This is a genomic window from Streptomyces sp. NBC_01384, from assembly GCF_045040035.1.
Lineage (GTDB): Bacteria > Actinomycetota > Actinomycetes > Streptomycetales > Streptomycetaceae > Streptomyces.
Window position 1 is genome coordinate 3,671,213 of sequence record NZ_CP109559.1, and the last position, 21,104, is coordinate 3,692,316.

At 69.3% G+C, this 21,104-nt stretch carries 20 protein-coding genes; 2 read left to right on the top strand and 18 right to left on the bottom strand.

Features of this window, described 5'->3' with window-relative positions:
- Window positions 1-77 precede the first annotated feature (77 nt).
- The 14 genes from OG747_RS16615 to OG747_RS16680 form a co-directional block, all read right to left on the bottom strand.
- Window positions 78-1,361 carry a thymidine phosphorylase gene (locus tag OG747_RS16615; protein ID WP_405880121.1) on the bottom strand — a complete coding sequence of 428 codons (1,284 nt, stop codon included), beginning with the start codon at window positions 1,359-1,361 and terminating at the stop codon, window positions 78-80.
- A gap of 87 nt (window positions 1,362-1,448) precedes the next feature.
- The gene (locus OG747_RS16620) at window positions 1,449-1,862 is read right to left on the bottom strand and encodes a cytidine deaminase (protein ID WP_405880122.1); all 414 of its coding nucleotides are present in this window, start codon (window positions 1,860-1,862) and stop codon (window positions 1,449-1,451) included.
- Window positions 1,859-3,121: an ABC transporter permease gene (locus tag OG747_RS16625; protein WP_405880123.1), complete on the bottom strand. Its 1,263-nt coding sequence runs from the start codon at window positions 3,119-3,121 to the stop codon at window positions 1,859-1,861. The genes OG747_RS16620 and OG747_RS16625 overlap by 4 nt, the downstream gene beginning before the upstream one ends.
- The gene (locus OG747_RS16630; protein WP_405880124.1) at window positions 3,118-4,245 is read right to left on the bottom strand and encodes an ABC transporter permease; all 1,128 of its coding nucleotides are present in this window, start codon (window positions 4,243-4,245) and stop codon (window positions 3,118-3,120) included. Before OG747_RS16630 ends, OG747_RS16625 begins: the two co-directional genes overlap by 4 nt.
- Window positions 4,245-5,903 carry an ABC transporter ATP-binding protein gene (locus OG747_RS16635; RefSeq protein ID WP_405885560.1) on the bottom strand — a complete coding sequence of 553 codons (1,659 nt, stop codon included), beginning with the start codon at window positions 5,901-5,903 and terminating at the stop codon, window positions 4,245-4,247. The genes OG747_RS16630 and OG747_RS16635 overlap by 1 nt, the downstream gene beginning before the upstream one ends.
- Before the next feature lie 276 nt (window positions 5,904-6,179).
- A complete protein-coding gene (locus tag OG747_RS16640; RefSeq protein WP_405880125.1) occupies window positions 6,180-7,235 on the bottom strand; it encodes a BMP family protein in 1,056 nt (351 codons plus the stop codon).
- A 216-nt stretch (window positions 7,236-7,451) separates the two neighbouring features.
- Entirely contained in the window at window positions 7,452-8,102 is a 651-nt protein-coding gene (locus OG747_RS16645) for a hypothetical protein (RefSeq protein WP_405880126.1), read from the bottom strand.
- A gap of 192 nt (window positions 8,103-8,294) precedes the next feature.
- On the bottom strand, window positions 8,295-9,362 hold the full coding sequence (locus OG747_RS16650) for a BMP family protein (protein WP_405880127.1): 1,068 nt from the start codon (window positions 9,360-9,362) through the stop codon (window positions 8,295-8,297).
- A 348-nt stretch (window positions 9,363-9,710) separates the two neighbouring features.
- The gene (locus OG747_RS16655) at window positions 9,711-10,958 is read right to left on the bottom strand and encodes an amidohydrolase (protein ID WP_405880128.1); all 1,248 of its coding nucleotides are present in this window, start codon (window positions 10,956-10,958) and stop codon (window positions 9,711-9,713) included.
- 474 nt (window positions 10,959-11,432) lie between these two features.
- Window positions 11,433-12,065 (bottom strand): Uma2 family endonuclease, encoded by a 633-nt coding sequence (locus OG747_RS16660; RefSeq protein ID WP_405880129.1) that lies wholly within the window; start codon window positions 12,063-12,065, stop codon window positions 11,433-11,435.
- A gap of 176 nt (window positions 12,066-12,241) precedes the next feature.
- Window positions 12,242-12,850 (bottom strand): IS630 family transposase, encoded by a 609-nt coding sequence (locus tag OG747_RS16665; RefSeq protein ID WP_405885561.1) that lies wholly within the window; start codon window positions 12,848-12,850, stop codon window positions 12,242-12,244.
- Window positions 12,757-13,293 (bottom strand): winged helix-turn-helix domain-containing protein, encoded by a 537-nt coding sequence (locus OG747_RS16670; RefSeq protein ID WP_405880130.1) that lies wholly within the window; start codon window positions 13,291-13,293, stop codon window positions 12,757-12,759. Before OG747_RS16670 ends, OG747_RS16665 begins: the two co-directional genes overlap by 94 nt.
- 184 nt (window positions 13,294-13,477) lie before the next feature.
- Window positions 13,478-13,945, bottom strand: coding sequence for an NUDIX hydrolase (locus OG747_RS16675; RefSeq protein ID WP_405880131.1), 468 nt, complete (start codon window positions 13,943-13,945; stop codon window positions 13,478-13,480).
- Complete coding sequence (locus tag OG747_RS16680; protein ID WP_405880132.1) at window positions 13,938-14,693, bottom strand: DUF5919 domain-containing protein; 756 nt, start codon at window positions 14,691-14,693, stop codon at window positions 13,938-13,940. The genes OG747_RS16675 and OG747_RS16680 overlap by 8 nt, the downstream gene beginning before the upstream one ends.
- A 317-nt stretch (window positions 14,694-15,010) precedes the next feature.
- On the opposite strand from OG747_RS16680, the gene OG747_RS16685 reads away from it, so the two are divergent.
- Both OG747_RS16685 and OG747_RS16690 read left to right on the top strand, forming a co-directional pair.
- Window positions 15,011-15,388 carry a hypothetical protein gene (locus OG747_RS16685; protein ID WP_405880133.1) on the top strand — a complete coding sequence of 126 codons (378 nt, stop codon included), beginning with the start codon at window positions 15,011-15,013 and terminating at the stop codon, window positions 15,386-15,388.
- Entirely contained in the window at window positions 15,385-15,612 is a 228-nt protein-coding gene (locus OG747_RS16690) for a hypothetical protein (RefSeq protein WP_405880134.1), read from the top strand. The genes OG747_RS16685 and OG747_RS16690 overlap by 4 nt, the downstream gene beginning before the upstream one ends.
- 294 nt (window positions 15,613-15,906) lie before the next feature.
- Here the strand turns inward: OG747_RS16690 and OG747_RS16695 are convergent, their stop codons facing one another.
- The 4 genes from OG747_RS16695 to OG747_RS16710 form a co-directional block, all read right to left on the bottom strand.
- A complete protein-coding gene (locus OG747_RS16695; protein ID WP_405880136.1) occupies window positions 15,907-16,755 on the bottom strand; it encodes a poly-gamma-glutamate hydrolase family protein in 849 nt (282 codons plus the stop codon).
- Between the two features lie 13 nt (window positions 16,756-16,768).
- Window positions 16,769-17,563 (bottom strand): phosphate ABC transporter ATP-binding protein PstB, encoded by a 795-nt coding sequence (pstB, locus tag OG747_RS16700; protein ID WP_405885562.1) that lies wholly within the window; start codon window positions 17,561-17,563, stop codon window positions 16,769-16,771.
- Window positions 17,564-17,792: 229 nt separating this feature from the next.
- Window positions 17,793-18,701: a sortase gene (locus tag OG747_RS16705; RefSeq protein ID WP_405880138.1), complete on the bottom strand. Its 909-nt coding sequence runs from the start codon at window positions 18,699-18,701 to the stop codon at window positions 17,793-17,795.
- Between the two features lie 142 nt (window positions 18,702-18,843).
- Window positions 18,844-20,841 carry an Ig-like domain repeat protein gene (locus OG747_RS16710; RefSeq protein WP_405880139.1) on the bottom strand — a complete coding sequence of 666 codons (1,998 nt, stop codon included), beginning with the start codon at window positions 20,839-20,841 and terminating at the stop codon, window positions 18,844-18,846.
- Window positions 20,842-21,104 lie beyond the last annotated feature (263 nt).

The window sequence follows — 21,104 nt, forward strand, 5'->3', positions numbered from 1 at the left end:
CGCGGCCGACTACCCGTCCGCAGCGGAGGCGCCAACAGCGTCTCTTGGGGCCGGCCCCTCTCAACTGCCTCACCGCATCAGGCGATACGTTCCAGCACGACCGGAGTGGCCTTGAAGTCCGTGCCCGCCGCCGCGATGTCGTACGAACCCTCGACCGACTCCAGCGCGTATTCGAAGCGCTCGGGGGTGTCGGTGTGGAGGGTCAGCAGGGGCTGGCCCGCGGTGACGGTGTCGCCGGGCTTGGCGTGCAGTTCGACGCCCGCGGCGGCCTGCACCGGGTCCTCCTTGCGGGCGCGGCCCGCGCCCAGGCGCCAGGCCGCGATGCCGATGTCGTAGGCGTCCAGGCGGGTCAGGACGCCGGAGGACGGGGCCGTCACCACGTGCTGCTCGCGGGAGGTGGGCAGGGCGGCGTCCGGGTCACCGCCCTGCGCGGCGATCATGCGGCGCCAGACGTCCATCGCCGAACCGTCGGCGAGGGCCTTCGCCGGGTCGGCGTCCTTGATGCCCGCCGCGTCCAGCATCTCGCGCGCCAGGGCGAGGGTGAGGTCGACGACGTCCGAGGGGCCGCCGCCCGCCAGCACCTCGACGGACTCCCGCACTTCGAGCGCGTTGCCGGCCGTCAGGCCCAGCGGGGTCGACATGTCCGTGAGGAGCGCGACCGTCTTCACGCCGTGGTCGGTGCCCAGCCCGACCATCGTGGAGGCGAGTTCGCGGGCGTCCTCGATGGTCTTCATGAAGGCGCCGGTGCCGACCTTCACGTCCAGGACCAGCGAGCCGGTGCCCTCCGCAATCTTCTTCGACATGATGGAGGACGCGATCAGCGGGATCGCCTCGACCGTGCCGGTCACGTCGCGCAGCGCGTACAGCTTCTTGTCGGCGGGGGCCAGGCCGTCGCCCGCCGCGCAGATCACCGCACCGGTGGTGTCGAGGACGTGGAGCATCTCCTCGTTCGACAGGAGCGCGCGCCAGCCGGGGATGGACTCCAGCTTGTCGAGCGTGCCGCCGGTGTGGCCGAGGCCGCGTCCGGACAGCTGCGGGACCGCCGCGCCGCAGGCGGCGACCAGCGGCGCCAGCGGGAGGGTGATCTTGTCGCCGACGCCGCCCGTGGAGTGCTTGTCGGCGGTCGGGCGGGAGAGGGAGGAGAACTCCATGCGCTCGCCGGAGGCGATCATCGCGGCGGTCCAGCGGGCGATCTCGCGGCGGTTCATGCCGTTGAGCAGGATCGCCATGTTGAGGGCGGCCATCTGGTAGTCGGCGACCTCGCCGCGGGTGTACGCGTCGATGACCCAGTCGATCTGCGTGTCGCTGAGCTCACCGCGGTCCCGCTTGGTGCGGATGACGGAGACGGCGTCCATGGCCATGGCTTTCCTTCCGAAGACTTCCGAAAATCCGCGGCCCCTCCCGATCGGTCGTCCATCGTCCGGTCGTCGGGAGGGGCCGCGCAGGCGTTACTTGGTGAGATTCTCCGGCCCGAAGGCCTGCGGCAGCATCTCGGAGAGCGGCAGGATTCCGGCCGGGGTCTCCAGGAGCAGATCGGGTCCGCCGAACTCGTACAGCAGCTGGCGGCAGCGCCCGCAGGGCACCAGGATCTCGCCGCGGCCGTCGACGCAGGTGAAGTGCGTCAGCCGGCCGCCCCCGGTGTTCCGCAGCTGGGAGACCAGACCGCACTCGGCGCACAGTCCGAGCCCGTACGAGGCGTTCTCGACGTTGCAGCCGGTGACCGTCCGGCCGTCGTCGACGAGGGCCGCCACGCCGACCGGGTAGCCCGAGTACGGGGCGTACGCACGGGACATGGCGTCCCGCGCGAGCTCCCGCAGGGCCTCCCAGTCGACGGCCGGGGACCCGGCGTCGGCGGACGTCACTTGCCCTGTCCTCTGCGGTACGGCAGGCCGTCCGCCTTCGGCATCCGCAGATGCTGGGCGGACAGCGAGAGCACGAGCAGCGTCACGATGTACGGCGTCGCGGTCACGACCTGCGTGGGCACCTCGTTGGTGGTGACGTACCAGACGAACATCAGCGCCGAGACCGCGGCGGTGATGACGGCGGGGACGTACTTCCTCTTCCACACCAGGTACGCCGCGCCGAAGACCAGCAGGATCGCCAGCAGCAGGATCAGCGCGTGGACGTTCGTACCGCCGCCGCGCAGGTTGAGGCTGTCGGTGTAGCCGAACAGGCCCGCGCCGAGGGCCAGGCCGCCCGGCATCCAGTTGCCGAAGATCATCGCGGCGAGACCGATGTAACCGCGGCCGGCCGTCTGGCCGTCCAGGTACACGTTGGACGCCACGATGGACAGGAACGCGCCGCCGAGGCCTGCGAAGCCGCCCGAGATGATCACGGCGATGTACTTGTACTTGTAGACGTTGACGCCGAGGGACTCGGCGGCCACCGGGTTCTCACCGCAGGAGCGCAGCCGCAGGCCGAAGGCCGTGCGCCACAGCACCCACCATGTGATCGGTACGAGGGCCACCGCGACGACGGTGAGCGGCGACAGGTCGGTGATCAGACCGGCGATCAGACCGGCGATGTCCGAGATCAGGAACCAGCCCTTGTGGTTGAGCGTGTCCAACCCGCTGGAGAGCCCTGGGACGGAGAACGTGCCGAGCGAGTCGACCGGCGGCGACTGCTTGGAGGAGCCCTGAGGGGCGCCCTCGAAGGTGAACTTCGACAGATAGCGGGTGGTGCCGAGCGCCAGGATGTTGACGGCGACACCGGAGACGATGTGGTTGACGTTGAAGGTCACCGTGGCGATGGCGTGCAGGATGCCGCCGAGGCAGCCGCCGATGATGCCGAAGGCGACACCGGTCCACGGGCCCCACTGGTAACCGGCCCAGGCGCCGAACCAGGTGCCGAGGATCATCATGCCCTCGAGGCCGATGTTGACGACGCCCGCGCGCTCGGCCCACAGACCGCCGAGGCCCGCGAGTCCGATCGGCACCGCGAGGCGCAGCGCCGTGGACATCTGTCCGGTCGAGGTGATGCCGTCCGCGCCGGTGATCAGGCGGACGACCGAGGTCAGGATCAGTACGCCCGCGATGATCAGCAGGAGTACGGGGAGCGAGAATCGGCGGCTGCCCTTGCCGGGCTGCTGCGCCTGCGGCTTGGCGACGGTCGCGGTGCTCATCGGGCAGCCACCTCCTTCGGGGAGTTGTTGTTGGCGGCGGCCGCGGCCAGTTCCTCACCGACCCGCTTCTGCTGGCGGCGCAGGCCCCAGACGCGTACGGCCTCGTACGAGATGACGACCGCGAAGACGATCAGGCCCTGCATGATCGTGGCGATCTCCTTCTCGTACGCCACCGGGGTCGCGTAGTCGAGCGCCGGGGACGCCTTGTCGAGGAAGGCGATCAGCAGGGCGGCGAAGGCGATGCCTACGGGGCTGTTGCGGCCGAGCAGGGCGATGGTGATGGCGGTGAAGCCCAGTCCGGTCGGGAAGGTCAGGCTGTAGGTGTGGGCGTCGCCGAGCAGCAGCGGCAGACCGGAGAGACCCGCGACCGCGCCGGAGATCAGCATCGCGGTGAGCACCATCTTCTTGGCGTCGACACCGGAGGCCGCGGCAGCGGTCTCGGAGGCGCCGGTGGCGCGCAGGTCGAAGCCGAAGCGGGTGCGGTTGAGGACGAGCCAGTACAGGACGCCCATGAGGATCGCGAGGAAGACGAGGCCGTAGATCTCGCCGACGTCCGCGCCGAGGTTGATGCCGGGGAACCAGCCGGACTTCTTCATGACGCCGGTCGTCATGTTGTTGCCGAGCTGCACACCGAACTTGTCGGAGAGTGTGAGGTAGCCGATGACGCTGGTGGCGATCGCGTTGAGCATGATCGTCGCGACGACCTCGCTCACCCCTCGGGTGACCTTCAGGACGCCCGCGATACCGGCCCACATGGCGCCGGTGAGCATGGCGACCAGCATCAGCACCGGGATCTGCAGGAAGGCCGGGAACGCGAGGTGCGCGCCGACCACCGCGGTCATCATCGCGGCCAGGCGGTACTGGCCGTCGACGCCGATGTTGAACAGGTTCATCCGGAAGCCGATGGCCACCGCCAGCGCGGCGATGTAGTACATCGACGCCTGGTTGATGATCAGGACCTGGATGTCGGAGTAGGTGGCCTGCTGCAGCATCAGGGAGTACGGCTCGAACGGGTTCTTGCCCGAGGCGAGCAGCACGATCGACGTCAGGGCGACCGCCGCGACGAGCGCGATGACCGGGCCGGCCACCGCGAGGAGCACGCGCTCCTTGTCGAACTTCTTCATCAGGCCTCGTCCTCCGGGGCGGCGCTTTCCGCTACGTGCTCCAGGTGTCCGGAGGCGGCGCCGGTCATGGCCGAGCCGAGTTCCTCCGGGGTGATGGTCGCCGGGTCGGCGTCCGCCACGAGCCTGCCGTTGTAGATCACCCGGAGGGTGTCCGACAGGCCGATCAGCTCGTCCAGGTCGGCCGAGATCAGCAGCACGGCCAGGCCCTCACGGCGGGCCTCACGGATCTGGTCCCAGATCGCGGCCTGCGCGCCGACGTCCACACCGCGGGTGGGGTGGGCGGCGATCAGGAAGCGCGGCCTGTGGCTCATCTCGCGGCCGACGATCAGCTTCTGCTGGTTGCCGCCGGAGAGCGAGGCGGCGGTGACGTCGATGCCGGGGGTGCGGACGTCGTACTCCTTGACGATCCGCCTGGTGTCCTCCTGGGCGCCCTTGATGTCGAGCCAGAAGCCCTTCGCGTTGGGGGCCTCGGTGACATGGCCGAGGATGCGGTTCTCCCAGAGCGGGGACTCCAGCAGCAGGCCGTGGCGGTGGCGGTCCTCGGGGATGTACCCGATGCCCTTCTCACGGCGCTTGCGGGTGGCCCACCCGGTGATCTCGTCGCCGAGGAAGCTGATGGCACCCGAGTCCGCGTTCTTGAGACCGATCAGCGCGTCGATGAGCTCGGTCTGGCCGTTGCCCTCGACACCGGCGATGCCCATCACCTCGCCGGCGTGGATGGTGAAGGTGACGTCGTCGAGGGCGCGCCGCACCACGGCGGCGGTCTCGGTCGTGCCCTCCGTGAGCAGACCGTCGGCCGACGGCTCGGCGAGCTCACCGAGGGAGGCGCCGCCGGTGGCGAGGACCGTGAGGCCCTTGACCTCGATGACCGGCTTGTCCGTGACGGTGGACTCGGCGGTCTCCGGGGTGGGCAGCTCGCTGCCGACCATCATCTCCGCGAGCTGGCGCGAGGTCGTCTCGGCGGGGACGGCCGTGCCGACCGTCGTACCGCGCCGGATGACCGTGATCTCGTCGGCGACCGACAGGACCTCGCCCAGCTTGTGCGAGATGAAGATGACGGAGAGGCCCTCGGACTTGAGCTCGCGCAGGTTGTCGAAGAGTGCGTCGACCTCCTGCGGCACCAGTACGGCGGTGGGCTCGTCCAGGATCAGGGTGCGGGCGCCGCGGAAGAGGACCTTGAGGATCTCCACGCGCTGACGCTCGGCGACACCGAGGTCCTCGACCAGGACGTCCGGCCGGACGTTCAGCCCGTACCGTTCCGAGATCTCCTTGATCTTCTTACGGGCGCCGCCACCGATGCCGTACAGCTTCTCGCTGCCCAGGACGACGTTCTCCAGGACGGTGAGGTTGTCGGCGAGCATGAAGTGCTGGTGGACCATGCCGATACCGCGCGCGATGGCGTCGGCCGGGCTGTGGAAGGTGACCTGCTCGCCGTCGACGGTGATCGTGCCCTCGTCCGGCTTCTGCATGCCGTAGAGGATCTTCATCAGCGTCGACTTGCCGGCACCGTTCTCGCCGACGAGGGCGTGGACCGTGCCCTTGCGGACCGCCAGGTGGATGTCGTGGTTGGCCACCACACCCGGGAAACGCTTGGTGATCCCCGCCAGCTCGACCGCGGTCGACTGCGCGGTGAGCGGAGGGCTGCTGGACGCGTCGATGGCGCACTCTCCTTGGAAAAGGGGCCTATCTACGCGCGTAGCGCCCCTGCTTTAAATAGTGCTCGGGCCAACCGGGCTCAAATCGATCTACTTTTCGATCTCGATCTGATGCGGTCCGGTCCGATCCGAGCATTGTGCCGCGCGAACGGGGCGCGAGAAGGTCATCCTCCCCACACCCCGTTCCGTGGCCGTAACGCTGCCATTACAGCGGTGCCATGGCCATGGTTTCGACGCCTGGTGATGACGTCGTGACCTAGGCCAGGATCATGGGCGCGTTCAGGAGGTCTTGACCGTGATCGAGCCGTCCTTGATGCCCGCCTCGGCCTTCGTCAGCGCGGCCTGCAGGTCGGCGTTGTTCTTGAACACCGGGTTCGAGTCGGCGAGGCTGACACCACCGGTGGCGAGGCTCGCGCGGACGACGCCGGTCTCGGGCTTGCCGTCGTGGACCGACTTCGCCAGGTTGTACACAGCCCCGGCGACGTCCTTCATGGCCGAGGTCAGGATGGCGTCCTTGTACTTCGCCAGCGCGTCCTGCTTGTACTGGTCGGAGTCCACGCCGATGGCCCAGACCTTGTCCTTGGACGCGGTCTGGATGACACCCTGGCCGGACAGACCGGCGGCGGCGTAGACGACGTCGGCGCCGGCGTCGATCTGGCCCTGCGCGGCGCTCGCACCCTTGTCCGGGCTGGAGAAGCCACCCTCGGCGGCGGTCTCGGTCAGGTACTGCGACTTGACCTTGACGCCCTTCTTGGTGTCGGTGACGCCCTGCTTGAAGCCCGCCTCGAACTTGTGGATCAGCGGGACGTCCACGCCACCGATGAAGCCGACGGTGTTCGACTTGGTGGTCTTGGCGGCGGCGACACCGGCGAGGTAGGAGGCCTGCTCCTCGTGGAAGACCAGGTCGGCGATGTTGGCCGCCTTGTCCTGCTCGTCGTCGATGATGCCGAAGGAGATCTTCGGGTACTTCGCCGCGACCTCCTTGACGGCCGGCGCGTAGGCGAAGCCGACGCCGATCACCGGGTTGAAGCCCTGCTTGGCGAGCTGCTCAAGGCGCTGCACCTTGTCGGCGTCCGACTCACCGTCGGTCGGCTCGACGGCCTGCGAGGTGTAGCCGAACTCCTTGTCGGCCTTCGTCATGCCCACGGTGGCGGCATCATTGAAGGACTGGTCGCCCTTGCCGCCGACGTCGTAGGCGAGGGCGAGACCCTTGGTCTTGCCGCCGCTGGAGCTGGAGCTGGTGGCGTCGCTGGACGTTCCGCCACAGGCGGAGAGAGCAACGGCGAGGGTAGCGGTCGCAACGCCCGCAACTGTGATTCGGGACACCCGGCGCATGGAACGTGACTCCTTTGTGCAAGCGCCCAAACCAGGCGCTGGTTCCGCCGCAGCGTAACGCGCGTAGACGAGACGGAAAACCCCTTCTGTCCGGTCCGTTACCGAGCTGTGGCCGCAGATGGCGCGCAGGTTACGGAACGCTGCGGGGCGCTTGCGGGAGGCAAGGGAGGGAGGGGGTCGGGCACATGCCTGAGGCCCGGCGGAGGTACCCGAAACCTATGACCGGGGTGTGCCGTGCCAGCGCCAGGTGGTGAGACGGGGGCGTCCCGGCAGTTCGGCGCGTCCGGTGGCCCACAGCATGGTGGTCCAGGGGTCCGTGGTCGACGGAGCGTCCGGAAACAGCCGGGCGAGCACCCGTGAGCACAGTTCGGCGGGCGGGGTCCAGGCGAGCCCGAGCCCCTCGGCCAGATCGTGCGTGTGCACCAGGGTCTCCACGATCCCCATCGCGGCGAAGCCCTCGGGGTCCGACACCCCGAAGCCGTGGTAGGCGCGGACCCGCGACGGCGTCGTACGCACCATGGCGACCAGCAGCGCGCCGCTCGCCTCCAGCACCTGCAACAGCCCGGCGGGCCCCGCCGCACGGTTCGCGTGAACGGCGTTCGCGGGACCGCCGAGCCTTCGGCTCTCCCACACGAAGGGCACCTCGCCCTCCAAAGGCGGCGCCTTGGGGCCCAGTTGGGCGGCATAGGCGAAGAGGTCGTCGCTGAGGTGCTCGACGGTCTCCCAGCAGTCCCACTCCAGCGATCCGGCCTTGCCGTCCCAGGCCTCCGGGGGCGCCTCTCGGAGGGTGGTGACGGCGAGTTGGACCGCTTGGTCCAGGTCGTCCGCGGTGACACACGAGGGCTCGGCTTCGGTTGATCGGAGCATGGCAGGAACCGTAGCGCGAGTGCGGGGATTCACGTCCTCCAGGCACCGGCTGGAAACCCGGCGAACCTTCCCGGTCACAGCACTGGCCGGGGCGCGCCCGCGCAGGTGTCGCCAAAGCGCCCCCGCCCCCGGCGTGCCCGTAGGGGCGCATCCGGGGGCGGGGGCGTGGTTGATTCCGCCTGACCGACGGAGTTACTTCGTGTTGACGGTGACCTTGCCGCCGACGATGTCCTGCTTGGCCTTGTCCACGGCCGCGACGACGTCCGTCATGGCCTTGTACTTCGGGTTGGTGTCCGCGAAGCCGACGCCGCCGGACTTCAGGTCACCGCGCACGACGCCCGAGAGGGGCTTGCCGTCCACGACCGACTTCACCAGGTTGTAGACCGCGCCGCCGACGTTCTTCAGCGCCGAGCCGAGGATGTAGTCCTTGTACTTGGCGAGGGCCGACTGCGAGTACTGGTCGGAGTCGACGCCGATGGCCCACACCTTCTTGGAGGCGGCCTCGGAGATCACGCCCTGCCCGGACAGGCCCGCGGCGTGGTAGACCACGTCGACGCCCTTGTCGATCTGGCCGGCCGCCGCGTCCTTGCCCTTGTCGGGGCTGGAGAAGCCACCCTCGGCGGGGGTCTGCGTCAGGTACTGCGACTCGATCTTGACGCTCGGGTTGACCGACTTGGCGCCCTGGTCGAAGCCCGCCTCGAACTTGTGGATGAGCGGGATGTCCACGCCGCCGATGAAGCCGATGTGGTTCTTCTTGGTCGCCTTGGCCGCGGCCACGCCCGCCAGGTAGGAGGACTGCTCCTCGGAGAAGACCATGTCGGCGACGTTGGCCGCCTTGTCCTGCTCGTCGTCGATGATGCCGAAGGTGATCTTCGGGTACTTCGCGGCGACCTCCTTGATGGCCGGCGCGTAGGCGAAGCCGACGCCGATCACCGGGTTGTAGCCGGTCTTGGCGAGCTGCTCCAGGCGCTGCACCTTGTCGGCGTCCGACTCACCGTCGGTCGGCTCGAGGTCCCGGCCGCTGATCTTGAAATCGGTCTCGGCCTTCTGGAACCCGGCGAACGCGGCGTCGTTGAAGGACTGGTCGCCCTTGCCGCCGATGTCGTACGCGAGACCGATGCCCTTGCCGGTGTAGCCCGACGAGCTCTTGTCCGAGCCGCCGCTCGACGAGTCGGTGCTGGACTTACCGCAACCCACGGCCGCGAGGGCGATGACCGAGACGGCCACCGCCGCTTGGGAGAACCTGGTCCTCCGAGACATCAGACGCACAGCAAGCACCCTTCATCCCCACGGCCGTCGCCGGTCCGCTTCCCCAACACGCCGCCGACGCAGCGACTCCGGCGCACAGTAACGCGCGTAGAAGGGGAGGGGAACGGGGTTTCTCCTGGCCGTTATCGAACCGTGCCGCCACGGGGTTACGTTTGCGCGCCACCCGTTACGACCGGGTGACGCAAGCGGACGAAGGGGTACCGATCGGGACATCGCTCGGGCCGATGACCGTACCGCCCATACCGTCGATCAAGGCACCCCTACGTCACTTATCCGCCACCTGCGGGCACACTTCGTGCGGCAACGGCAACGGCAACGGCAACGGCAACGGCAACGGGCCTAGCGGACGGCGGCGTCCAGCAGGGCCGCCGCCGTGAAGAGCTCGACCCCGACCGCGATCGCCGACTCGTCCGCGTCGAAGTCGCCGCGGTGCAGGTCACGGGTGCTGCGCTCGCCCGGCGTACGGACCCCGAGGCGGGCCATGGCGCCGGGCACGCGCTCCAGGTACCAGGAGAAGTCCTCGCCGCCGAGACTCTGCTCGGTGTCCTCGATGGAGTGCGGGCCGCGCCGGGCGGTCATGGCGTCGCGCAGGAGTTCCGTGACCGCCGCTTCGTTGACGACCGGCGGGACACCGCGGATGTAGTTGATCTCGGACTTGGCGCGGTACAGGTTCGCGATCTCGTCGATGGCCGCGTGCACCAGGTCGGGCGCCTGCCGCCAGGCGTCGAGATCGAGGCACCGTACGGTCCCGGAGAGCTCGGCGTGCTGGGGGATGACGTTGCAGGCGTGCCCGGACTCGATCCGGCCCCAGGTCACCGCGAGCCCGCTGCGGGCGTCCACGCGCCGGGAGACGAGGGCCGGTACGTCGGTGACGACGCGCGCGGCGGCGGTGACGAGGTCGGTGGTGAGGTGGGGGCGCGCGGTGTGGCCGCCGGCGCCGTCGAGTGAGACTTCCAGCCGGTCGCAGGCGGAGGTGATGGGGCCGTGCCGCAGTCCGATCCGCCCGGCGTCGACCTTCGGGTCGCAGTGCACGCCGACGATCCGCCCCACGCCGTCCAGCGCTCCGGACTCGATGGCGTCGGGGGCACCGCCGGGCAGCACCTCCTCGGCGGGCTGGAAGATCAGCCGTACGGGACGCGGCAGGAGTCCTTGGCGATGCAGCTCGGCGAGAACGAGTCCGGCGCCGAGGACGACGGTCGTGTGCACGTCGTGGCCGCAGGCGTGCGCGCGGTCGGGGACGGTCGAGCGGTACGCACAGTCGCTCTTCGTGTCCGGGATGGGCAGCGCGTCGATGTCGGCACGCAGGGCGAGCATGCCGTATCCGCCGTCGACCACACCGTCCCGTTCGGCGCCGTCGAGCCCGATGTCACAGATGAGGCCGGTCCCGATGTCGAGCACGCGGGGCTTGAGGCCCGCCTGCTCAAGACGCGCCTTGAGCGCCGCGGTGGTGCGGAACTCCTGGTTGCCGAGCTCCGGGTGCATGTGCATGTCGCGGCGGAACGCGATCAGCTCGGCACGCAGTGCGTCGGGCAGCGTGCCGGGGAGGGGCACTTCCCCGGGGAAATCGGCCTCGGACTCTCTGGACATCAATTGGTTCACCCTTTGAAGGGTAGGGCGACGGGGTGGCCAACTGACCCACGATCAACAAAAGTTCAGCCCGTTAGGGGAAGAAACCTGGCCACGCGCCGCATAGGTATCGGGAGGGATGGGTACACTCGCCTGTCTTTCCGGGCGGGTGGATCTTCGCGGTTGAATCCGCGCCGTCAGATCCTCGCGGGTGGATCTTGATGCCGGCGGAGCCCATCGGGGAACGCTCGGGGTCGCCGAACCCGTTCCCGTCCTCCACGGTCCCACAGATCGCGTCGAGATCGGGTGTACGGCTCCCCACACACCACCGCCGGCCAACCGCCGCTCAAGACCGTCACGCGGGGAGCGAGGGCCCACCGGCCCGATCCTCGCCCATCTGGACCAGAAGCACGAAGTGCTCGCCGTCACTACCGGTCACCAGGCACCCACGGCGGCCCACCCCGGCCGCGAGGCTCGGCTGATGGGAGACGCTACTCAACGGGCCTCGTCCGTCTCCCCCTCTTCCCCTTCCTTCGCGGGCGCGACGAACCCTGAGGTGTCCAGATCGAAGTCGAAGGGGGCCGGCACGTGGAGCGGCTGTCCGAACGGGACCGAGGTACGGGAGCGGTATCCCTTCGCGGACGGGTCCCAGAAGGCGGTGATGTCCTCGGCCTGCATGTCCAGGACGAGGTAGACGGGGACCATGCGCCCGTACGTGTCCAGCTTGTCGGGCCAGTCGACGTCCTTGGTCGACGTGGAGGTCAGCTCGGCGACCAGGGAGAGAGCCTCGCCGTCGGCGTGACGGCCTTCGGCGTCGAAGGCCGCTTCGTCGGCGACGTGCAGGTCGGGGCCGAAGCCCCGCTCCGCGCCGGGGAAGACGAAGAGGAACGGCGCCACGTCGACGTCGTGCCCTTTGGGCGCGTGGGGCTCCAGCTGTCGGCGCAGCGACTTCATCGCCCTCTTGTAGCGCAGCTTCGACCACGGTGACACGACGATCTTCCCCCGGACGAGCTCGGCCCTGTAGCCGTCAGGTGTGTCCAGCTCCTCGACGATGCGGAGCAGGTCCTCGAACGCTCCGGCCGTCGGTGTCGGCTCTATGGCCATCGGCCGTTCGATCCTGCTGGTCACCGCGGTCCTCCGCTGATTACAGGGCGTATCGCTGCCTCCACGGTAGCGCCGGACGGTGACACCGACCCGGCCCGGACCTCCGCCCACCTCGACGAGGTGACTCACAGCGACCGCCTTGGGCCCGCGCAGACCGGTGCGGTCATCTGCCGGCGCCCGCCCGTACTACTGATCTTTGACTACGGGCTTGACGCTGGTGGGGTGAGTTCGAGGCCGGTTCCGGCGAGGAATGCGGTGAGGAGGTCGGGGTGTCTCTGGATGTAGCGCAGTGCCGCTCGGGCTGCCTCGTGCAGCTCGGTAATCGAACGGAAGGCCCGGTTCGCGAGCCGCTCCTTCGCGTGGGCCCAGAGCAGTTCGACGGGGTTCAACTCCGGGGCGTACGAGGGCAGCTGGACGACGGTGAGCCAGTCGTGCTGCTGCGCGTACTGTTTCACGTGCTTGCTGATGTGACTGGAGTAGTTGTCCCACACGATGGTCACCGGGCCGTCCAGGCGGCGGTGGAGCAGGGCCAGGAAGCGCGGGAAGTCCTTCTTCGTGTACCCGCCCGCGGGCTTGACCGCGTAGATCAGCCTCGGTTCCTCACCGTGCCTGAAGCAGATCCAGGCGACCATGCTGATCTTGTCGTTGTGCTTCCCGGACAGTCGGAGCACCGGGGTGTGCCCCTTCTTGCCCCAGGTCCGGCGGACCGGTCCGTTCAGCCATGCTCCGGCTTCGTCCTCGAAGCAGATCCATCCTCCGGCGTCCCTGGCCTGCGCGGATGGGAGACCGCCGGCCACGTCTCCGTGCACCAAGCGGCGATCGCCTCCTCGTCGCGCTCGACGGCCCGTCGCGCCGGGACCTGCCAGGACCAGCCGAGGCGGTCCAGCAGCCGCCAGATGCCGGAGATCTCGTACACCACGCCGAAGCGCTCCTCGATCAGGCGGCCGACCCTCGCCAACGTCCAGCGCTGGTCGTCCCAGCCGTGCGCCGTCGGACCCTGCTTCAGCAGCCCGTCCAGCTCCGCCACCTGCTCGGCGCTCAGATACGAACGGCCGCCCATGCCCCGCGACAGCAGCGCGTCCCGGCCGCCCTCGCGCCACCGGCGCCGCCACTGATCGGCCGCCTGCCGGGTCACCCCCAGCACCCGCGCGACCTGCGAGGGCCGCATCCCCTGTTCGAATAGATCGGCCGCCATGAGGCGCCGACGCTCCAGATCAACTACGTCTGCCGGCTTGCGACTTCGAACCCCCATACAGCTGTTATGCCGCACTTGACCCGGTCAGCAACCGTCCGGTCAAAGATCAGTACCCTCGCCCACGCGGATGTGACACTTCAGCGCCGAGTGTCACATTCGCGTGCCTCACCACTCGGGCGCCTGCGCTCCCCGCGCATCAAGGTAGGACCGCTCAACTTCGATGACCCGCCTTACCCTTCAGCTACCGGGCGGCGGGCATGTTGCCGTCGCGCCAGTCGTTCACACGCTTTCGGATGCTGGGGACCATCGGTAGCGTTTCGACCTCCCCGGGCTGGAACCAGCGGACATCGGTGGATTCGTCGGACACCGCCAGTTGCCCGGCCACGGGGCGCGCCAGGAAGCAAACGGAGAACTCTTGCCGCACCTCGCCATCGTCGTAGGCGAAGACATGGCGGGGGTTTGTGTAGGTGCCGACAATGCCAACGATCTCGACATCAAACCCGGTCTCTTCACGCGTCTCCCGGACGGCACATTCCGGCAGCGACTCGCCGATATGCATAGCACCACCGGGAAGCGCCCACATGTCGTTGTCGCGACGGCGTTGGAGCAGGATGCGCCCGGATTCGTCGACAACGACGGCGGAAGCAGCCGGGACCAAGCTGTTCGCGGCCGGAGCGTTCGGATCGTCCTCGTAGTCGCGCCTACCCATTGACTTCCCCTTCCCATACCGGAGTGCCGCGGTTCCACAGTTCGTCAACGTGGGAAGCGAAGCGACCAAACATGCCGTCGTTCTGGTGGCGACGCAGATGCAGCGTGGGAGCATCGTGCCCCACGCTGTGAGTCAGCAAAGGCGTAAGGATCATGTCGTCGTCGAAGCGGAACACGGACAGGTACGCGTGTCCATCACTGAACCTCGCGTCAATGCCCGGCTGCCTTCTGATCTTCTCCAGTTCAGCGAGTGTCACGCGGATGCGGGTGGACAGGGTGAGCGCAACGTCTTCGTCTTGTTCTCGTGACCGCGTGAGGTCGCTGTCAGGGTCACCGAGCAGAAAGCGAACTCGGCACCCCTGGGCGGCTTTGCGTCGCAGCGCGGTACCGAACCGAGCCTGTTCGAGCCACAGGAAGTAGTTGGTGTAGCCCGCGAAGGTCAGCTCTCGCTCAGCCTTGGTGATCAGCGACCGCCACAGGGAGGCCGGACAGCCGGACCGGTAGGGGTAGACGGACACGACCTCACGGTCCGGACCAACCTTGATCGCCTTCTTTGCAGCCGCTGGCCATAACACCGCCTCGTCCTCTCCGAGTGCTTCGCAAACGGCCCATCGCTGGCGGGCACGAGGAACCCGCCCCGCTTCGGTGACCCATCGCCCGACCGTCTTGATATCAACGCCGCACTTCTCTGCCAACTGGCGGTCCGTCATTCGCGCTTGAGCCATGGCACGGCGAAGAGCTTCGTTCACAGGTACCCCCAGGGACGTTAGGCACGCTTGTTACGTTGGTCCCACTCCGTGCCTAACGGTCTCCGAACGAAGTAGGAACGGCCTGCCCAACCCGGAAGTGTGGATTGGTAACCGCCGCGAAGACCCCCGCGACCGTGGTGGACGGTCCGGGGGCGTGGCCATCAACTACGCGGAGTTGACGACATGAACCACGGTATCGCCTGCTTCTCCGAGCCGCTGTTGCGGCTTCTGCGCCCCGCTCTGGGGCGCCATCGGTCCCCCGTCCGGTCCGTGGATGTGCCGATCGCGCGCCTGGTTCACGGGGCGGAGGTGTCGGTATGACGGGACACATCGACGTAGCGCGGCTCCTGCCCTGGGCGGGTCCGGAGGGCAAGCCGTGTTACCTCGCCAGTGACGGTTCCGGCGGCTACCTCTCGCGCCTCGCGGACAACATGGAGAGGATGCAACTCAGTCTGGCCGCCGACCTCGTCAAGGAAGCCAGAGACGTCCTTGACGGTCGCAAGTGGACTTCAGGCGAACTCCACTTGCTGACCGTCCAGTTGACCGAGGCTCTCACCGACGTGCACCGCATCGCGGAGAGCCGGGGCGCACGTCTGGCCGAACCCATGCGGGATGACCCGGACGTGATCGACGTCGAGGACGACGAGGACGACGAGGACGACGCCCCCGCACGGCGCTTTGAGACGTCCGCATGAGCCGCGCCGTGCTGCGCTACGTCACCCACACGATCCGGCATGTACCAGACGGCGGAGTCACCTTCGAGGCCTTCTGCGTGGCGTCCGGCTGTGCCGAGACGTCCGGCCCCCAGGAAGAACAGGGAACGGCTCAGGACTGGTGCCTGCGTCATACCGGCCGTACAGGTCATGACCTCTTCCGCCGTGTCGTGACCGACCACGCCCGCGTCACGCGCGACGAATGACCCCGGCCCGCTGAGCGACGGCGAGCGACACAACTCAGCGTGTCGGCTGCCCCGCCTGTGCGTCCTCCCCCCGTGACGCATCGGTGGGGCTTCTCCGTGCCCGCTGCCCGTTGGCCTTTCCCCACCCGGGTTGTTGGGCCTGAGCTGGGGTAATGCCGCAGATCAACACCACCGTCGGCCGTAGAGGCTTGGGGCGGGAGCTGCCATGGGGTGAGAGAACAGGGGGCCGCCGCACAGTTGGAGCGATACGTCACCGTCCTCGACCGCCGGTGCGGTCGCCCGGCCCGGCGGGGCTTACAGCACCGTCTGGCCGGCCTCGACGCGGTCGATCGCCTTGCGTGCCCCTGCCACGAAGGTCCAGAAGGACGGCAGCAGGTTGGTCGCGCGGTCGGCCACCGTATTCTTGCCGGTGGCGAACATCGAGGCGCGCAGGGCCGTGGTGATCTCCAGCTGGACACCCATGCCGAGCAGCGTGCGGTTGCAGATGTTGTCCGGGGAGACGCCGGCGATCTCCTCCTCGTCGGACGCGGTCACCGCGCGGATGCCGGCCGCGGTGAACTCCTCCGTGAGGTACTGCCGGAAGGTGGCGTTGAGGCCTCCGACGAGTACCGCCGCGGCTCCGGCCTCCAGGCCGGCCTGCTCGGGGCTGCACCCGTGGAGGGACAGCACGTTGAGGCTGCCGGCACACAGGGAGCGCGCGATCGTGTCGTCGCAGTGGGTCGATGTGACGTGCAGATCCGTGTTTCCGGTTCTCATCAGGCCCTCGAACATCCAGAAGTCGTGCACCGGGCCCCCGTCCGGGGTGGGCGCGAGGTCGGACGGGGCGTAACCGGCTATCGCCAGGCAGAGTTCCGAGGTGCCCCCTTCTATGCCGCCGCCGTGCGGGGCGATGACCGTGGTCCGGATGACGGGCGCGCGGCCGGTCACGCTCTGGTCGTCGACCAGGTGCCGTCTGGACCTGCGGCCCCAGTCCACGCCCTCGGTCCAGACGGGGTTGGCGTAGAGGGCGGTGTTCGAGGCCTGTTCGTCGGCTGCCGCCGCGGGCATGGCGGGCGCGGCGGCCGAGACGGTGCTCAGGACGGGGGCCGTCGCGAGCGCGGTGAGGAGCGTACGGCGTTTGATGACGGGGCGTCCGATCGGCATGGAGCCGAGGATGTCAGCCGAAGCGGCCCGCCACATAGTCCGCCGTGCGCTGATCCTTCGGCGTGCTGAAGATGTAGTCGGTGGGGCCGTGCTCGACGATGCCGCCGGGGGTGCCCTGCTCGGCGAGGAAGAACGCGCACTGCTGGGAGACGCGGGCCGCCTGCTGCATGTTGTGGGTGACGATCACGACGGTCACCTGGCCAGCGAGCTCGTGGATGGTCTCCTCGACCCGGCGGGTGGACGTGGGGTCGAGCGCCGAGCACGGTTCGTCCATCAGCAGCACCCGGGGGCGTACGGCCAGGGCGCGGGCGATGCACAGGCGTTGCTGCTGGCCGCCGGAGAGCGCGCCGCCTGGCTGGCGGAGGCGGTCCCGCACCTCCTTCCACAGGCCGGCCCGGGTCAGGCTCTCCTCGACCAGCTCGTCCTTCTCGTGGCGGCTCACGCGCGTGCCCGTCAGACGCAGGCCCGCGACGACGTTGTCGTAGATCGACATGGCGGGGAACGGGTTGGGCTTCTGGAAGACCATGCCGATCCGGCGGCGGGCGTCGGTCAGCCGGCGCTGGGGGGCGTAGATGTCCTCGCCCTCGAAGAGCACCTCGCCGCCCATCGCGGCCGTGGGGATCAGTTCGTGCATCCGGTTGAGCGTGCGCAGGAAGGTCGACTTGCCGCAGCCGGAGGGGCCGATCAGGGCGGTGACCTGTCCGGCGGGCATGGTGAGGGAGACCCGTTCCAGCACCTGGTGGCTGCCGAACCAGGCCGAGACCGCACGGGCTTCGAGCGTCGCGGGGGCCGCGGGCGGACCGGACAGCGGGGGCGCACCGGCCGGAACGGGCGGCAGGACGGCGGTGTCGGCCACGGCGGTGTCGGCCACAGCGGGGTCGGCCACGGCGGGGTCGGCGACGGCCGTCTCGGTTCGGGTCGGGGTGGTCTCGGGCGCGGCGCTGTTGAGCGCGGCGGTCGCATCGGTCACGTCGGGCACCTCATGGCGGGGTCGGGTCGGTCGGTCAGGGGGTCCACAGCGGGCCTCGGCCGCGGGGTCACATCAGGTTGGGCAGCAGTTCGGTGGTGCGGACGGCGACCTGGAGGCCGAGCACCGCGACGACCGGCGCGAACACGATCCACGTCTGGTGCCGGCCCCAGCGGTGCCAGGTCCACACCGCGGCGACGGCGACGGCCACCAGCGCCTGGAGCCACATGACCAGCGGCCACGGCACGCCGGAGGGGCGGGCCAGCGGCTGTTCGGACTCCGGGAGCGTGCCCGAGCGGATGACGGCGGCCGGGGTCTGGGCGGGCGCGGAGATCAGGTCGGCGTCGACACGCAGCACACCGCCGGGCATGAAGCGCGGGCCGGTGGCCGTCACCAGGACCAGGCGGCCCTTGCCGGAGGCCACGGCGGCGGGCGCCGGGTCACCGGCCCGTCGTACGCCGAGAACCTGGTACACCGCCTTGCCCTGGCCGGTGGTCACGGTGAGCGTGTTGCCCATGGCGAGCTCGTCGAGGCGGCCGAAGGGACCGCCGTACGCGGCCGCGCGGCCCATCAGCACACTGGTGCCGGCCTGCCCGGGCATCGGGGTGTCCCGGCGGTGGCCGGGGCCGTCGGTGAGGACGGCGGAGTCGGTGCCTTCCAGGACGACCTGGTGGACGTGGACGGCGGGGATGTCGATGAGCGCGACCGGGGTGCCGGGCGCGAGCAGTTTGCCCTGCTGGTCGATCTGGGCCACCGGGGCGGTACCGAGGGCGAGTTGGGCACGCAGTGCGTCGTACGCGGCGTGCTGGGCGGCGCGTTCCTGGATGCCGCTGACGAGCAGCAGTTGCGCGGTGAGGCCGAGCAGCAGGGCTGCCAGGGTGAGCAGGCCACCCCGGGCGAGGTGCCGCACGGCGGTGACGCCCCGAACGCGCAGCCGCGGCGCGGGCGTGGCGAGCGTGGTCTGTACGGCGACCGTCACGGCGACGCGTCTCCTTCGGTGACTTCGATGACTTCGATGACTTCGGTGGCTTTGGTGGCTTTGGTGAGGGGGCCTGCCGGGGAGACCGCGGTCGCGGCCTCCCCGGCAGGGGTGGGAATCAAAGGGTCCAACCGGTGTCGCGTCAGGTGGACTTGATGATGAAGCTCGCGCCGTTCTTCGAGTTCACCGTCGTGGAGCCCACGTAGAACACGTGCAGGGTGTGCTTGCCACGGCTCAGCTTGGGCAGGGTGATGGTCACCTTGCCGCCGCTCAGGGTGCCGGTGGCGAGGACGTGCGAGCCCTCGTAGACGCGGACCGTGCCGGTCGGCGTGGTGCCGGCCGCGGTGACCTTCACGGCGACCTTGGCGTGGCCGGTGTGGCTGATCGAGGCGGGCGCGGTGCTGCTGACCGACGCGGTCGCCTTGGTGATCGTCAGCTTGGCGGTCGTCGAGGACGCGTTGAGCTTGGTGCTGCCGCCGTAGGACACCGAGAGGGTGTGCGTGGCGACCTTGAGGTGGTTGGACAGGCCGATGGTGACCTTGCCGGAGCTGTCCAGGGTGCCCGTGCCGAGCGTGGTGGTGCCGTCCTTGACGGTCACCTTGCCGCTCGCGACGACGCCGTGCGAGCCGGTGACGGCGACGACGACCTTGGGGATCTTGCCGTACGCCGTCGTGGCGGCGGTGGCCTTCACGGAGCTGGTGTACTTGACGGCGCCGGTCCAGGAGGCGGCGGAGCCCGTGCCGTTGAGGTTGGCGGCGGAGACCGAGGCGGTGTAGGTGCCGATGGCCAGGCCGGTGAAGCTGTACGACGTGGTGGTGGCCGGGACGTCCTTGACGGCCACGACGGCGCCGTCCGAACCGGTCAGCGTGACGCGGTAGTCGGTGACCGGGAGCGCGGGCGCGGGGGTGGGGGCGGTCCAGCTCAGCTTGAGGCTCGCGTCACCGGGGGTGGCCTTCAGGGCGGGCGCGTTGGGCGTGTTGACGTCGACGCCCGACTCCTCCAGGCCGCCGAGCTTGGCGTGCTTGGCCGGGTTGATCGAGCCGTTGTACGACTCGTTCAGGAAGCCGAAGTCGGCGATGACCTTCTCGGCGGTGTCGGAGGCGAGGGCCGCCTCGTGGGTGCCGCTGGTGACGAAGACGTCGTACAGCGCCTTGTCGAAGAAGATGCTGGTGGGGTCGATCGCGCGGCTCGGGACGACGTTGTAGACGTCGCGGCCGAAGGTGGCGTTGTCGAAGTAGCCGCTGACCGGGGTGAGCTTGCCGTTCACCGTGGTCACCGGGTTGGTGGCGCCGGTGTCGCCGGGCAGCTGGACGCTGGCCAGGTGGGCGCCGGCGGCGACCGCGGTCTTGCTGTAGTCGGGGGCGATGCCGTTGTTCTGGGCGATCCAGCTGCCCACGGAGAACGGGACGAGCGCGCCGTCCTCGGTGAGCGCGGCGTTGGCCTGGTTCTCCTGGACGGTCGGGATTTCCGGGGAGACCGTGAGCTCGGTGAGGCCGATCGCCGCGAGGAAGAACTTGCGGGTGCCGGAGCCGGCCTGCGGGAGGACCGCGTGCAGGGTCTGGCCGTTCAGCACCTTCAGGCGGCTGTCGCCGGAGGCGTAGATGTCGTGCAGCTGGTCGACCGTCAGCGTGTCGAGGGCCGAGCCGCGGACCGCGACGCCCACCGCGTCCCGGGCGAACGGGACGTAGGTGAGGGTGGTGCCGGAGGTGCTCGGGCCGCCGGAGGAGCGGGCGAAGTCGACCTGTCCCTTGGTGGCGACACCGGTCGAGTTCGGGAACTTGTCACCCGTCAGCGACATGCTGAGGGCGGCGCGGCCCGGGCCGGACCCGTTGGGGCGCAGGAAGGTCGGACCGCCGGAGCGGGTCTGGATGGTGGAGGTGGCGGCGCCGGGCACGAACGCGTCGTACGAGGCGATGCCCGCGTCGCCCGCCTTCACGGCGGTGTCGGCGTAGCTCTTGCCGTTCACGGTGTCACCGGCGAGGGCGTTGAGGACGTCCTGGGTGGTGTCGGAACCCACGCCGACGAGCTGGCGGAACGTCCCGGCGGGGGTGGGGTCGGCGGACGCCGGGCTCGCGAGAGCCAGCGTGCCGGACACCGCGGCGGCGGCGACCATGGCTGCCGTGAGGCGCATTCTGCGCATCGAGGATCTCCTGAGGTTGTGCGTCGGTTCTGCGTCGGGTGGATCAGGTGGATCTGGTGGATCAGGTGGATCTGGTGGATCAGGTGGATCTGGTGGATCTGGTGGATCTGGTGGATCTGGCAGGGTGGGGGGTCGAGCCGTCCGCCCCGACTGCCTTTCGGGGCGGACGGCCGTCTGTGGGGAGCCCCGGCCCGGGCGGACCTGGCTCCGTCGTTGTGGAGCGTGGGACCCAGGAGGGGTCTGGCTCCGTTGTGCGGGAGCCT

Bases quoted from the DNA above. Each gene is read 5' to 3' on its own strand.
- OG747_RS16640 (WP_405880125.1), bottom strand. From the start codon at position 7,235: ATGCGCCGGGTGTCCCGAATCACAGTTGCGGGCGTTGCGACCGCTACC.
- OG747_RS16615 (WP_405880121.1), bottom strand. From the start codon at position 1,361: ATGGCCATGGACGCCGTCTCCGTCATCCGCACCAAGCGGGACCGCGGT.
- OG747_RS16685 (WP_405880133.1), top strand. From the start codon at position 15,011: ATGACGGGACACATCGACGTAGCGCGGCTCCTGCCCTGGGCGGGTCCG.
- OG747_RS16690 (WP_405880134.1), top strand. From the start codon at position 15,385: ATGAGCCGCGCCGTGCTGCGCTACGTCACCCACACGATCCGGCATGTA.
- OG747_RS16650 (WP_405880127.1), bottom strand. From the start codon at position 9,362: ATGTCTCGGAGGACCAGGTTCTCCCAAGCGGCGGTGGCCGTCTCGGTC.
- OG747_RS16655 (WP_405880128.1), bottom strand. From the start codon at position 10,958: ATGTCCAGAGAGTCCGAGGCCGATTTCCCCGGGGAAGTGCCCCTCCCC.
- OG747_RS16630 (WP_405880124.1), bottom strand. From the start codon at position 4,245: ATGAAGAAGTTCGACAAGGAGCGCGTGCTCCTCGCGGTGGCCGGCCCG.
- OG747_RS16710 (WP_405880139.1), bottom strand. From the start codon at position 20,841: ATGCGCAGAATGCGCCTCACGGCAGCCATGGTCGCCGCCGCCGCGGTG.
- OG747_RS16625 (WP_405880123.1), bottom strand. From the start codon at position 3,121: ATGAGCACCGCGACCGTCGCCAAGCCGCAGGCGCAGCAGCCCGGCAAG.
- OG747_RS16675 (WP_405880131.1), bottom strand. From the start codon at position 13,945: ATGGGTAGGCGCGACTACGAGGACGATCCGAACGCTCCGGCCGCGAAC.
- OG747_RS16645 (WP_405880126.1), bottom strand. From the start codon at position 8,102: ATGCTCCGATCAACCGAAGCCGAGCCCTCGTGTGTCACCGCGGACGAC.
- OG747_RS16695 (WP_405880136.1), bottom strand. From the start codon at position 16,755: ATGCCGATCGGACGCCCCGTCATCAAACGCCGTACGCTCCTCACCGCG.
- OG747_RS16670 (WP_405880130.1), bottom strand. From the start codon at position 13,293: ATGGGGGTTCGAAGTCGCAAGCCGGCAGACGTAGTTGATCTGGAGCGT.